This is a genomic window from Pseudarthrobacter sp. CC12 (assembly GCF_039907755.1).
GTDB classification, from domain to species: domain Bacteria; phylum Actinomycetota; class Actinomycetes; order Actinomycetales; family Micrococcaceae; genus Arthrobacter; species Arthrobacter niigatensis.
Window position 1 is genome coordinate 1 of the sequence record NZ_JARDJH010000006.1, and the last position, 13,357, is coordinate 13,357.

The 13,357-nt window shown below is 68.2% G+C and carries 9 protein-coding genes; 7 read left to right on the forward strand and 2 right to left on the reverse strand.

Annotated features, from left to right (window positions below):
* Window positions 1-198: 198 nt before the first annotated feature.
* Entirely contained in the window at window positions 199-1,914 is a 1,716-nt protein-coding gene (locus PV772_RS06670; RefSeq protein WP_141158165.1) for a thiamine pyrophosphate-dependent enzyme, read from the forward strand.
* Window positions 1,915-2,019: 105 nt separating this feature from the next.
* On the opposite strand, the gene PV772_RS06675 is transcribed toward PV772_RS06670, so the two are convergent.
* Window positions 2,020-2,799 (reverse strand): SDR family NAD(P)-dependent oxidoreductase, encoded by a 780-nt coding sequence (locus PV772_RS06675; protein WP_141158166.1) that lies wholly within the window; start codon window positions 2,797-2,799, stop codon window positions 2,020-2,022.
* Window positions 2,800-2,870: 71 nt separating this feature from the next.
* Between PV772_RS06675 and PV772_RS06680 the strand changes: the two genes are divergently transcribed.
* Both PV772_RS06680 and PV772_RS06685 read left to right on the forward strand, forming a co-directional pair.
* Entirely contained in the window at window positions 2,871-3,500 is a 630-nt protein-coding gene (locus PV772_RS06680) for a TetR family transcriptional regulator (RefSeq protein WP_141180729.1), read from the forward strand.
* 140 nt (window positions 3,501-3,640) lie between these two features.
* Window positions 3,641-4,285: an NAD(P)-binding domain-containing protein gene (locus tag PV772_RS06685; RefSeq protein ID WP_347885708.1), complete on the forward strand. Its 645-nt coding sequence runs from the start codon at window positions 3,641-3,643 to the stop codon at window positions 4,283-4,285.
* A gap of 76 nt (window positions 4,286-4,361) precedes the next feature.
* Here the strand turns inward: PV772_RS06685 and PV772_RS06690 are convergent, their stop codons facing one another.
* Entirely contained in the window at window positions 4,362-4,709 is a 348-nt protein-coding gene (locus PV772_RS06690) for a hypothetical protein (RefSeq protein ID WP_347885709.1), read from the reverse strand.
* Between the two features lie 238 nt (window positions 4,710-4,947).
* On the opposite strand from PV772_RS06690, the gene PV772_RS06695 reads away from it, so the two are divergent.
* The 4 genes from PV772_RS06695 (at window position 4,948) to PV772_RS06710 (ending at window position 13,327) form a co-directional block, all read left to right on the forward strand.
* On the forward strand, window positions 4,948-5,604 hold the full coding sequence (locus PV772_RS06695) for a DUF4232 domain-containing protein (protein ID WP_347885710.1): 657 nt from the start codon (window positions 4,948-4,950) through the stop codon (window positions 5,602-5,604).
* Between the two features lie 215 nt (window positions 5,605-5,819).
* Window positions 5,820-7,424: an FAD-dependent oxidoreductase gene (locus PV772_RS06700; protein ID WP_347885711.1), complete on the forward strand. Its 1,605-nt coding sequence runs from the start codon at window positions 5,820-5,822 to the stop codon at window positions 7,422-7,424.
* Between the two features lie 34 nt (window positions 7,425-7,458).
* Complete coding sequence (locus tag PV772_RS06705) at window positions 7,459-12,504, forward strand: DEAD/DEAH box helicase (RefSeq protein WP_347885712.1); 5,046 nt, start codon at window positions 7,459-7,461, stop codon at window positions 12,502-12,504.
* Window positions 12,497-13,327 carry a DNA-formamidopyrimidine glycosylase family protein gene (locus PV772_RS06710; RefSeq protein WP_347885713.1) on the forward strand — a complete coding sequence of 277 codons (831 nt, stop codon included), beginning with the start codon at window positions 12,497-12,499 and terminating at the stop codon, window positions 13,325-13,327. The genes PV772_RS06705 and PV772_RS06710 overlap by 8 nt, the downstream gene beginning before the upstream one ends.
* Window positions 13,328-13,357: the final 30 nt, after the last annotated feature.

Genomic DNA, 13,357 nt, shown 5'->3' on the forward strand with positions numbered 1-13,357 from the left:
TCATCGACTCACCCCTGACCATGCTCGTCACCGCCATCGCCTCCATCCTCATGGTCGCCGGCTGGTACGCCTGCCGCCACCGCATCCGCCACATCGCCGAAACCCGCGACGGCTACACCGGGAAAGCACCCGTGATCGCCAACCGGACGCCCATTTCCTGACCACAACGCCTGCAATCATCCGAGCTGAAGAAAGACCATGACACCAGAGCCGCAGCCCACCCTGACCACCTCCCGTCCCCAGCCCGCCGCCGTCGTCCACCACCAGGAACGTGTGGCGCCCGCCCTCAAATCCGCCGGACACGTCATCGTCGATTCGCTGGTGGCCCACGGCGTGGAACGCACCTACGTGGTTCCCGGCGAGAGCTTCCTCGACGTGCTGGACGGCCTGCACCAGTCCAGCATTGAAACCGTCGTCTGCCGGCATGAAGGCGGGGCCGCCTACATGGCGGAGGCGGACGGCAAGATGCAGCAACGCCCGGGTGTCGCGATGGTCACCCGGGGACCGGGCGCCGCGAATGCGCATGTGGGCCTGCACACCGCCTGGCAGGACTCCACACCCATGCTGCTCTTCGTGGGCCTGATCCCGTTTGCCCACCGGGACCGCGAAGCGTTCCAGGAATTCGACATCAAGTCCTGGTTCGATACCGGCGCCAAGCGCGTCATGGTTCTGGACCATCCGGAGCGGGCCTCCGAAATCGTGGCCGAAGCCATGTTTTCGGCGATGAGCGGACGGCCTGGGCCCGTGGTTGTTGGCCTGCCCGAGGACGTGATCCGCCAGCAGGTCAGCCCGGAACTCCACCCCGCGATACCCGTAGCCGCAGGGGGATTGAGCAGCACGGACTCCGCGGCGCTGAAGGCTGCCCTGGCCGAATCCAGCAAGCCGCTCTTCGTCACCGGCGGCAACGACTGGACGCAGGAGGCGGCCACGCAGCTCACTTCCTGGCTGGAGCGCCATCACATCCCGGCCGCCGCGGAGTGGCGCACCCAAGGCACGGTGTCCTTTGATTCGCCGTCCTACGTGGGGCCCATCGGGTACGGCCGGCCCAGGCCCACATATGACCTCCTGGAGGAGACAGACCTCCTGGTGTTCGTGGGCACGGTGCCCGGAGATGTGATCACTGACGGATTCGTGTGCCGCCAGGACTGGAGCAAGAAGAACTTCCTGGTGACAGCGGACCCTTCGCTGCGGGGGCGGTCCGGACCCGTGTCACGGCAGATCCTGGCCAAACCGGACGCGTTCGTCCGGGACCTGGAGTGCATCGACCTGCCGGTCAAGGAGGAGTGGAAGGCCTGGACGGCGAGGATGCGGGGAGAGCAGGAAAGCTTCGCGGCGCTCCCTTCTGCGTCCCCGGCGCCGGGCAAGGCGAGGATGGACACCCTGATGGCCAACCTTGTGCCCCGACTTCCCGGGGATGCGATGGTGACGTTCGGGGCCGGGGAACACACCAACTGGGCCCACCGGTATTTCCCAACCCGCCGCTACGCGTCCATGATCAGCGCCCGCAACGGCTCCATGGGGTACTCGGTGCCGTCCGCGATCGCCGCGTCGCTGGCCCAGCCAGGACGGCGGGTGGTGACCATCGCGGGGGACGGCGAGTTCCTCATGAATGGGCAGGAGCTGGCCACCGCCGCCCAGTACGGCGCCACGCCCCTGATGGTGGTCATGGACAACCAGGAGTACGGCACCATCCGCACGCACCAGGAACGGCACTACCCGCAGCGCGTGTCCGGCACGCAGTTGAAGAACCCCGATTTTGCGCTGATGGCCAGGGCTTTCGGAGGGTTTGGCATCACCGTAACCGAGGACCGGGACGTGCCGGCCGCCTTGGATGCCGCGTTGGCGGCCATCGACGGCGACGGGGTGTTTGCCCTGATCCACCTCATCGTGGAGCAGCGCGTCAAGGCGTACTAGTTGCAGCGCGCTTTGGCGCCCACGGCCCAAGGTGAGGCGGGCGACGGCGGGACCTCCCGCCGTCGCCCGCTTGCCTTAACTGCCGGTCAGCAGCGCCGCCGCCGGCTACAGTGCCGACCAGCCGCCGTCGGAAGCAAGGACGGCGCCATTGATGTTGGTGCCGTCATCGCTGAGCAGGAAGGTGATGGACGCGGCGAGCTGGGCGGCGGTGGCCGGCGCCGGTATGTTGGCCTGCATCAGCGGGCCAAGGCGTTCGACGGCCAGCTGCGATCCCCAGTTGGCCACGATGTTCGTGATGGTGGCGCCGGGGGCCACCGCGTTGAAGCGCAGCCCCTTTGGACCGTACATGACGGCTGAATTTTTCGTGAGGCCCACCACCGCATGCTTGGACGCGGTGTAGGCGGCACCGGCCGCGGAACCCCGCAGCCCTGCTTCGGAGGCCACGTTGACCACGGAGCCCGTGCCGGCTTCCAGCATCAACGGCAGCACTGCGCGTGTCAGCCTCATTAACGCAGTGACGTTGATGCGGAAGACCCGGTCCCAGGTGTCGTCATCCACGTCGTGGATCGGGGCGAAGTTGTCCATGATGCCGGCAACGTTGGCCAGTGCGTCTACCTTGCCGCCGGCGGCCCCAACGACGGCAGCCACTGTTTCTTCCGTTGAGATGTCCCCCGCCACCGGAACCAGGTCAAGGTCGGCGTTGTGCGCCACCAGCTCATCCAGCCGCTCCTGGCTGATGTCGGCCGCCACCACCCGTCCACCTTCGCGCGCCACGCGCAGTGCCGTGGCCTGTCCGATGCCTGAGCCAGCCCCGGTGACAATGACGGTCTTGCCGGCGAACCGGCCCGGGGTGACGGATTCCTGCCAAGATGCGTCGGTGGCCATGATGGTCCTTCCAGAGTGGGAGCGTAATGCCCACACTTTATGACACGCGGTGTCATTATGGAAGGGACGCAATGGCACGCGATACGGATGGAGGCGCAGCAGTGGACGGTGAAACCACGCGCGCGGCGGGCAGGCCGGCGACCATCGACGCCGACTCCGTGGCACGCATCGCAATGGACCTGTTTGCCCGCCAGGGATACGGCAAGACCTCCATGGCGGACATCGCCCAGGCCGCGGGAATAGGGAGGAAGAGCCTTTACCGCTACTTCGCCACCAAGGCGGACCTGGTGTGGGGCGGCATGGAACCAGCCCTCCAGGCATCCTTGCGTGCCCTGGGCACCGGAACCACTGCCGCCGGCAGTCCTGCCCGGCCCGGGCCGCCGATCAGCGTCCTCGCCGATGCGGTGGCTGCCGGGGCGGCCGCACTGCCTCATCCGGATCTGGCCCGGGCGCGCCTCCGGCTCATCGCAGAGCACCCGGAACTGCTCAGCCACAGCCACGAGGCGCTGGGGGCGCAGCGCCGGGAGGCTCTGGCCTACCTCTCGGCGGCCGGGGTGCCGCAAGGAACCGCGGGGTATGTGAGCGCCGCCTTCATCGCCGCCACCTTCCAGGCCTGGCTGGATTGGGCCGCCGGAACCGACGCCGACCCGGCCCCCTACCTGCGGGCAGCGGCAGAAGTCCTCCGGATCCCAGCCACCTGACTCCGGTACTGATAAGCGGACAGCAGTTTCCCTGGCCGGGAATAGATTCACGGAGACACTAGTTGAAGCTTCAAGTAAGGGCATTTCAACGAAGGACCGCAGTGAATTTCCTATCCCGCCTCTTTGGAAAGAAGAACATCATGACTGACATCACCATCATCGGCACCGGCAACATGGCCCGCGGACTTGCAGCCCGCGCCATCGCCGGAGGCAACAGTGTCCAGATCCTGGCCCACGGGGACAAGGCCAAGGCCGACGCCCTGGCCGCGGAATTCACCGGCCAGGTAAGCACCGGCGTGCTGGGCGACGCAGTCACCGGTTCCATCGTCATCCCGGCCGTGTACTTCGACGCCGCCAAGGAAATCGTGGCCCGCTACGGCGACAGCCTCGACGGCAAGGTCTACGTCGACATCACCAACCCCGTGGACTTCTCCACCTTTGAAGGCCTCTCCGTTCCGGCCGGCAGCTCCGCCGCCGAGGAACTGCAGAAGGCCACCGGAGCGAAAGTTGTGAAGGCTTTCAACACCACTTTTGCCGCCACCCTTGGCGAGGGCCAAGTGGCCGGCCAGAAGTTGGACGTCCTGGTGGCCGGAGATGATGAGCCAGCAGTCGCCGCCGTCGCCGCTTTCGCTTCCGCCGCCGGCCTGACCCCCATTGTGGTGGGGCCACTCCGCCGCGCACGGCAGCTGGAGCAGACCGGTTTCCTGAACATCCTGCTCTCAGCCAATGAGCAGCTGCCCCAGTTCCAGTGGAACTCGGCCCTGAGTTTCGTTCCCGCGGCGTAGCCGGCGAAGCACCCACCACGACAGGAACAGGGGAAGGCCGGCACCATGGTGCCGGCCTTCCCCTGTTCAGTTGCGGCTAGAGCCTGTCAGCCCGGTCCTCGCCGCCCTTATGGCCGCCGCCCCGCAGGTTCTCCTGGACCTTCCCGAACAGGTCCTTGATGGTCGATTCCGCGTTGGAAATGACATCCACCGGCACGTAGACCTCGTGCGTGACGGGCAGGTCGTATTCATCCTTCAGGTGCGTGCCGTTTCCTACTCCCGCCAGGGAAAGGTAGACCATGGCCTCGGTCCGAGCGATGCCTGCGAGCTTTCCGAAGACCACCGTGAACTCGTTCGGCTGGAAGCTGATGGTCTGCCCTATGTGGCTGCGGCCCAGTTCACCGGCCTGGATGACCTTCTCCGACTGGCTTCCGGTGTAGTCCATGAACTTCTCCTTCGATCGCCAACACGTACGCTGGCAGTCTAGCGCCGCCCCTCGACACCGTCACAGGGCCCGGCACTTTGGGGGCCGGCACCGTCGCCCCCGCCGCCGGCACCCACGTCGCAGGCGGCGGGCAGGAGGGACGCATTTGGTGCCCGGATCATCACGATCCGGGCATCAAATTGCCGCTACCGCATGTGGCATCGTTGACGCGGGCAACGGCTACCGCGAAGGTGGTGCCATGAGGTCTCAGAAAATTTCCCAGGGGTTTGCCTTGACGACGGCGGCCGCGGCTGCGGCGCTGCTGCTCACCGCATGCGGGCCAAGCCAGCCACAGTCCCAAACGACGACCACGCCCGCCACCGGGCAGGCCAGCCAGTCCCCCACGGCATCGGCGTCCACGCCGCCTCCGTCGTCCCCGGCACCGGCAACGTCGACGCCCGCTTCACCCGCCCCAGCCACATCCGCTGCCGGCGGGCCCGGGCTATGCAAGGCGACCGGACTTACCGCCGCGACCGACGCATCCGGCGGCGGGGCCGCCGGCAGTGTCTACATGAAGCTCAACCTCACCAACAAGGGCTCCGACCCCTGCATCCTTCGCGGCTACCCCGGCGTCTCCCTCGTAGCGGAAGCCACCGGCGCCCCCATCGGCGCACCTGCGGCCCGGGACGACTCCGCCGGCGTCGTTGACGTCCTCCTGGCCCCCGGGCAGACCGGCACCGCAGTCCTCCGGTACACACAGGCCCGCAACTACCAGGGCTGCGCACCTGTCGACGCCGCCGGGTACAGGATCTATCCGCCGGAGGACACCGACTCCCTGTTCATCCCGGAGCCCACCACGGCCTGCAGCAACGCGGACATCACCCTGCTGAGTATCGGAGCATTCCAGCCCGCCTGACCGCTTGGCTTCACGCCCCGCGGAAGCCCCGAATGACGTCAGGGTGCCCCGGCCGACAAGCCGGGGCACCCTGACGTTTATGTTGGACCGCCGTCGGACCAAAAACCGATTTCATAAGTACACTTATCAAATATGCCGCGAGTAGCAGGGGTGCATAACGGACCCGTCGCAAATCGGGCTTGTGAGGTTGTGGACCGAAGGCAGGTTGGACTGGCATGACGTCGATTTGGCTGGACCGCAGGGCTCCCTTCGCCGCAGATCCGTTCGAACCGGATTCCAGGTACGACACGGTCGTGGCGGGTGCAGGGCTCACCGGATTGGTCACCGCCCTGCTGCTGGCCCGGTCCGGGCAAAGCGTGCTGGTGCTCGAGGCCCGCCACCCGGGAGCCGTCAGCACCGGCAATTCCACCGCCAAGGTCTCCCTGCTGCAGGGCACGTTCCTGTCCCGGCTCGCCCGCCAGTATTCGCGGAAACAGGTGCAGGCATACGTGGACGGGAACCGGGAGGGACAGGCGTGGCTGTTGCGCTACCTCGAGGAACAAAACGTGCCCTTCCAGCGCCGCACCGCCTACACATACGCTGCGTCGGCCCAAGGCACTGAGAAACTGCGGGAAGAGCTCAGCGCCGCCGGCACTGCCGGGCTGGACGTGGACTATGTTCGCGACGCCGGCCTTCCGTTTCCCGTCCACGGCGCCGTGCGCCTGCGCGGCCAGGCCCAGATCAACCCGATGGATGTCCTCGATGCCCTGGTGGCGGACATCCGGAGCCGGGGCGGCCGCATCATGGGCGGAGTCCGGCTTCGCGACGTGACCGGTGACGCGCCCTCCATTGTCCGGACCGACCGGGGCAGCGTCAGGGCGGACAAAGTAGTGCTGGCCACCGGCATCCCGGTCCTGGACCGCGGCCTGTACTTCGCCAAGATGAAGCCCGCCCGTTCCTACGCGGCCGCGCTTCAACTCCAGGAGGAGCAAGCACCTCCGCCGGGAATGTACATCTCCGTCGAAGAACCCACCCATTCGCTGCGGGACTATGAGGTGGACGGGCGGAACCTGCTGCTGGTGGGCGGGCACGGGCACCACGTGGGCAGGACCGATTCCGAGAAGGCGCACCTGGCCGGCCTGCTGTCCTGGGCGGACAAGCACTATCCCGGTGCTGTTGCCACCCACATGTGGTCCGCGCAGGACTACCACCCCACCAACCTCATGCCATTCTTTGGCAAGCTTCCCCGGGGTAAGGGCCGGATCTACTTTGGCACCGGTTACAACAAATGGGGAATGACCAACGCGGTGGCCGCCGCCCTGGGGATCTCGGCGGACATCCTCGGCGGAAAGATGCCCTGGGCTGACACCATCCACCACCGCATCACGGCACCAGCCGGCGCGTTTTCCGCCGTCACGCTGAACGCCGGGGTGGCGGCCAGGCTGGCCTCGGACTGGGGGAAGCTGGCGGCGGAGGGCCGGAGGTTTGACGGGTTCAAACGTGACAAGGACCGGCCTCCTGCGCCTCCTGTTCCGGGCGCGGGCACTACTCCTGTCGCTGCGGCCCCCGCACCCGTCCCTGGCGAACACGCGACTGCCACAGCCCCGGCCGATGGCCATGGCAGCGTTTACCGCGACGGCAACCGGCCGGTGGCAGTATCCACCGTTGGCGGAAACACCTGCAGGTTGTCTGCGGTCTGCACCCATTTGGGCGGCATTTTGCATTGGAACGACAACGAACAGACGTGGGACTGTCCCCTGCACGGCTCGCGGTTCACCAACGAAGGCAAGCTGCTTGAGGGCCCTGCCACCAAGGACCTGCCTCAGGCCGGGCCTGCGTGAGTTGGGTGTCGGTGCCGTGGGGCATGATGGAGGCATGAACCAGGAACAGCGTCCTGCCGGCGGCGGTGCCTCCGGTACGGCTGCGCCCATGGGCCAGTTCAGCCGGCCCACCCGGGATTGGTTCCTGGGCGCATTTTCGGAGCCGACTCCGGCGCAGGCCGGCGCCTGGAACGCCATTTCCTCCGGCTCGCATGCCCTGGTGGTGGCCCCCACCGGCTCCGGAAAGACCCTCGCCGCCTTCCTCTGGGCCTTGGACCGGCTCCTGGTCTCGCACGCCCCTGAGCCTGTCGCGGAGGAGCCGCCGGCCAAAGGCAAACGCGCGCGGGCACCCAAGCGCAAGACCCGCGTCCTCTACATATCGCCGCTGAAGGCGTTGGGCGTGGACGTGGAGCGGAACCTGCGCTCCCCGCTGATCGGCATTACCCAGACCGCAAAGCGGCTTGGGCTACCCGCGCCGCTGATCACCGTGGGGGTCCGGTCCGGGGATACGCCCGCAGCTGAGCGCCGCGGGCTCCTGAGCAACCCGCCGGACATCCTCATCACCACCCCCGAGTCGCTGTTCCTCATGCTCACGTCAAAGGCCCGGGAGACGCTCACCGAGGTGGACACCATCATCCTTGACGAGGTCCACGCCGTGGCGGGCACCAAGCGGGGAGCGCACCTTGCCGTATCACTGGAACGGCTGGACGCGCTGCTGCCCAAACCCGCACAGCGCATCGGGCTTTCTGCCACGGTGGAACCCCGGGAACTCGTGGCGCAGTTCCTTGCGGGCTCGGCACCGGTGGAAATCGTCGCTCCGCCGGCCCGGAAGAACTGGGACCTGACGGTTTCCGTGCCGGTGGAGGACATGTCAGACCTGCAGGGCGCGGCCGGGGCGTTCGATTCCGGCCCGGCATCGGGGCTGCAGCCGCAGGCGTCCATCTGGCCGCACGTGGAGGAAAAGATCGTGGACCTGGTGCTGGCCAACCAGTCCACCATCGTCTTCGCCAATTCCCGGCGCCTCGCGGAGCGTCTCACGGCCAGGCTCAACGAGATCTACGCCGAACGCCAACTGGTTGCCGTCGGCGGCGGCTGGGACGGGCCCGGTCCGGAAGGGCAGGCGGCTCCGCCCGGCACTGCGGGGGAACCGGCGTCGGGCATTCCCGTGTCAACCGCCACCCCGGCGCACATGATGGCCCAGGCCGGAAGCTCCGCCGGGGCAGATCCGGTCCTGGCCCGCGCCCACCACGGTTCCGTATCGAAGGACCAGCGCGCGCTTATCGAGGACGACCTCAAGTCCGGCCGGCTTCGGTGCGTGGTGGCAACCTCCTCGCTGGAGCTGGGCATCGACATGGGTGCCGTGGACCTGGTCGTACAGGTTGAATCGCCCCCCTCGGTGGCCAGCGGCCTGCAGCGGGTGGGCCGCGCCGGGCACCAGGTGGGCGAGATCTCCCAGGGCGTCCTCTTCCCGAAGCACCGCGCTGACCTGGTCCACACCGCCATCACGGTGGAGCGCATGCTGGACGGCAAGATCGAGCGGCTCAGCATCCCTGCCAACCCGTTGGACATCCTGGCCCAGCAGACCGTGGCCGCCACGGCACTGGGCAGCATTGACGTGGAGGAATGGTTCAGCACCGTGCGACGCTCCGCGCCTTTTGCGTCCCTCCCACGATCCGCGTTCGAAGCCACCCTGGATCTGCTGGCCGGGCGGTATCCCTCCGACGAATTCGCCGAGCTCAGGCCCAGGATCATCTGGGACCGCAACGCCGGTACCATCGAGGGCCGGCCGGGAGCGCAGCGCCTGGCCGTGACGTCCGGCGGCACCATCCCGGACCGCGGGCTGTTCGGCGTCTACATCATCGGCACTGAACAGGAAGGCTCTGCCTCCCCCTCCGGGGACGGCAAACCGGCGCGCGCGCCCAAGGGTGGCCGCCGCGTAGGCGAGCTTGACGAGGAAATGGTCTACGAGTCCCGGGTGGGCGACGTCTTTGCCCTGGGCGCCACCAGCTGGAAGATCGAGGACACTACGCACGACCGCGTCCTGGTCTCCCCTGCATTCGGGCAGCCCGGAAAGCTGCCTTTCTGGAAGGGTGATTCGCTGGGCCGGCCGGTGGACCTGGGCCGCGCCCTGGGTGCGTTTGTCCGCGAGCTGTCCGCGTCCGATGCCGGCCCTGCCACCGAGCGCTGCAAGGCCAGCGGACTGGACGACTTCGCCGCCAACAACCTCATCCAGTACCTCACGGAGCAGAAGCAGGCCACCGAGGTGGTCCCCAGCGACACCACGCTGGTGGTGGAGCGGTTCCACGACGAATTGGGCGACTGGCGCGTGATCCTGCACAGCCCGTTCGGCATGCCGGTGCACGCGCCCTGGGCATTGGCTGTGGGGCAGCGGCTGCACCAGCGCTACGGGCTGGATGGGTCCGCCATGGCGGCCGACGACGGCATCGTGCTGCGGGTGCCCATGATGGAGGACGAGCCGCCGGGCGCCGAGCTGTTCCTCTTCGATCCCGAGGAACTGGAACAGGTTGTCACCGCCGAGGTGGGTGGCAGCGCCCTCTTCGCCTCCCGGTTCCGGGAATGCGCGGCACGGGCGCTCCTGCTGCCCCGGCAGACCCCCGGCAAACGCCAGCCCCTGTGGCAGCAGCGCCAGCGGTCCGCCCAGCTGCTGGATGTGGCCCGGAAATACCCCACGTTCCCGATCGTGCTGGAGACCGTGCGCGAGTGCTTGCAGGACGTCTACGACCTGCCGGCGCTGAAGGACATCGCCGCATCCGTGGAACGGCGGGAACTGCGGATCCTGCAGACCACCACGCAGCAGCCCTCACCGTTCGCCAAGTCCCTTCTCTTTGGCTACGTGGCCCAGTTCCTGTACGAGGGCGATTCCCCGCTCGCGGAGCGGCGCGCCGCCGCGCTGGCGCTGGACTCCACGCTGCTCAATGAGCTGCTGGGCAGGGTGGAACTGCGCGAACTCCTGGACGCGAAGGTCATCGACGCCACCGAACGCGAGCTCCAGCGCCTCGCCCCGGACCGCCGTGCACGCGGAATGGAAGGCGTGGCGGACCTGCTGCGGCTGTTGGGGCCCCTCGATCCGGAAGAGGCCGCTTTGCGGCTGGAACCTGCCGAAACCCCTGTCGTCGAGGCCAACGAACCCGCGGCCCATGAGTCGGCCGGACCGGTGGGCGAGCCCGTGGAGGCTGCACGCGCCGAAACCCCCTCCGCCACTGCGGCGGACGCCAACGCCCACCTCCTGGCGTTGCAGCGCGCCAACCGTGCCATCAAGGTCAACATCGGCGGCGTGGAACGCTTCGCCGCGGTGGAGGACGCCGCCCGCCTCCGCGATGCCATCGGCGTGCCGCTGCCGATGGGTGTTCCGCTGGCCTTCATTGAGCCGGTTGCCGATCCCCTGGGCGACCTCGTCTCCCGGTATGCCCGCACCCACGGCCCCTTCACCGCGGCGGAGGCTGCGGCCCGGCTGGGCCTGGGCGTGGCCGTGGTGGGCACCGCGCTAAAGCGCCTGGCGGCGGACGGCCGCGTGGTGGAAGGGGAATTCAGGCCGCATGTGACCCCGCCGGCCCGAGAGGAAGCTGACGCAGCGCCGCAAATTGACGGAGCAGCACCGCCGCCAGCCAACGCCCCCGGCGCTGACGTCCCACACACCATCACCAGCGAATGGTGCGACGCCGAAGTGCTGCGCAAACTCCGGCGTCGCTCCCTGGCCGCCCTGCGCGCGGAAGTGGAACCGGTGGACGCCGCCGCCTACGGACGCTTCCTCCCCGCATGGCAACATGTCAGGACCCCCGGCGGCGGCCGCGGACAGCCCTCGCTGCGCGGACTGGACGGCATCATCACTGCCATCGACCAGCTCTCGGGAGTACCCGTCCCCGCCTCGGCATGGGAACCCCTGGTGCTGTCCACCCGCGTGTCCAACTACCAGCCGGCCATGCTCGATGAGTTGATGGCTGCCGGCGAGGTCCTGTGGTCCGGGGCCGGGGCGTTGCCCGGGAACGACGGCTGGATCAGCCTCCACCTGGCGGATTCGGTGGAGCTGACGTTGAACCCGTCCCCCGAGTTCGAACCAGGGGACGCCGGCCAACGGCTCCTTGATCACCTGCGGAACAACGGCGGCGGGTATTTCTTCCGGCAACTGTCCGAGGTTGCCGGCGGAATGGACGCCGTCCTCAGCGACCAGGAAGTAGTGGCAGCGCTCTGGGACCTGGCCTGGGCCGGCCGGATCACCGGAGACACCTTCGCCCCCGTGCGGGCCCTGATCGCCGGGGGCCACACCGCCCACCGCCAGGTTGCCCGCGCACCGCGGGCAAGGGCACCACGGCTGAGCCGGCTGGGCCGTTCCCATGGCACCGGCCTGATGGGGTCCCCCGGACTGTCCGGCGGCCGCTACGGATCCCCGGGCGCAGCGACGCCGCCCACTGCCGCTGGCCGCTGGTCCGCGCTGCCCGAACCTGAACTCGATGCCACCATCCACGCCCGTGCCACCGCGGAACTCCTGCTGGACCGCTACGGCGTGGTTACCAGGGGTTCGGTCATGGCTGAGCAGATCCTGGGGGGTTTCGGACTCATGTACAAGGTACTGGCCCGGCTGGAGGAAGCCGGCCGCTGCCGCCGCGGCTACTTTATCGAGCACCTGGGCGCCGCCCAGTTCGCAGTGCCCGCCACCGTGGACCGGCTTCGCTCCTACTCGGAGGACACCGGGCTGGCCAAGGCTGAACCCGTGGCACTTGCCCTCGCCGCCACAGATCCGGCCAACCCCTACGGCGCCGCACTCCCCTGGCCCGCCCCGCAGGACGACGCCGGTACCGGCCACCGACCCGGCCGCAAAGCCGGGGCGCTGGTGGTGCTGGTGGACGGTGCGCTGGTTCTCTACGTGGAGCGCGGCGGAAAGACGCTGCTGGCTTTCAGCGACGACGACGCCGTCCTCGCCGCGGCAGGGGCAGCGCTGGTGGGAGTCGTGACCCGTGGAGCGGTGGACAAGCTGATCATGGAGAAGGTGAACGGCCACGGCATCCTCGATACCCCTGTTGCCGCTGCCCTCAGCGCCGCCGGAGCCTACTCCACGCCGAAAGGACTGAGGATCCGTGCCTGAGGGGGATTCTGTCTGGCGGGCCGCGCACCAGCTGCATGAGGCCCTGGCGGGACAGACACTGATGGCCTCTGACTTCCGCGTGCCCCGGTTCGCCACCCTGGACCTTTCCGGCTGGACCGTGGATGAAGTGGTCCCCAGGGGCAAGCACCTGCTGATGCGTGTGGTCAGCCCCGAGGACAAGAGGCTGACCATCCACTCGCACCTGAAGATGGAAGGCGCCTGGCAGGTTTACCCGCCCGGCGGGAGGTGGCGGAAACCGGGTTACACCGCCCGGTGCGTTCTGCGCACTGCCGTGGCGGACGCCGTCGGCTTCTCGCTGGGCGTCGTGGAAGTGGTGGCCACCGCCAACGAAGACTCGATTGTGGGCTTTCTCGGCCCGGACCTCCTGGGCCCTGACTGGGACCTGGACGAGGCCGAACGGCGCGTCAGGTCGCGCCCCGAGGTTCCCATCGGTGTGGCACTCCTGGACCAGCGGAACCTCGCCGGCATAGGAAACATCTACCGTTGCGAGGCGTGCTTCCTGTCGGGGGTGCATCCCGCCACCCCGGTTGCCGATGTCGCAGACGTGCGGACCATGATGACCGACGCCAAGCAGCTCCTGGAGGTCAACCTGGGTGCGGGGCGCCGCGTCACCATCCTCAATAACCGGGGCATGCCGGTGGGCAGGATGGCGGGCAGGCCGGGCTACTGGGTCTACGGCGGAGAACGGCGGCCGTGCCTCAAGTGCGGCACCCCCATCCAGCGGGGGCTCCTGGGCAAGCCAAACGGCGAAGAGGAGCGGGACATCTACTTCTGTCCGAGGTGCCAGCCCCCGCCTGCCTGACGTACAGCCAGGCGCCCTAACAGTCAGGCG

What these genes read in the sequence shown, in the direction of transcription:
- PV772_RS06670 (WP_141158165.1), top strand. Translation starts at nt 199, where the DNA reads ATGACACCAGAGCCGCAGCCCACCCTGACCACCTCCCGTCCCCAGCCC.
- PV772_RS06675 (WP_141158166.1), bottom strand. Translation starts at nt 2,799, where the DNA reads ATGGCCACCGACGCATCTTGGCAGGAATCCGTCACCCCGGGCCGGTTC.
- PV772_RS06680 (WP_141180729.1), top strand. Translation starts at nt 2,871, where the DNA reads ATGGCACGCGATACGGATGGAGGCGCAGCAGTGGACGGTGAAACCACG.
- PV772_RS06685 (WP_347885708.1), top strand. Translation starts at nt 3,641, where the DNA reads ATGACTGACATCACCATCATCGGCACCGGCAACATGGCCCGCGGACTT.
- PV772_RS06690 (WP_347885709.1), bottom strand. Translation starts at nt 4,709, where the DNA reads ATGGACTACACCGGAAGCCAGTCGGAGAAGGTCATCCAGGCCGGTGAA.
- PV772_RS06695 (WP_347885710.1), top strand. Translation starts at nt 4,948, where the DNA reads ATGAGGTCTCAGAAAATTTCCCAGGGGTTTGCCTTGACGACGGCGGCC.
- PV772_RS06700 (WP_347885711.1), top strand. Translation starts at nt 5,820, where the DNA reads ATGACGTCGATTTGGCTGGACCGCAGGGCTCCCTTCGCCGCAGATCCG.
- PV772_RS06705 (WP_347885712.1), top strand. Translation starts at nt 7,459, where the DNA reads ATGAACCAGGAACAGCGTCCTGCCGGCGGCGGTGCCTCCGGTACGGCT.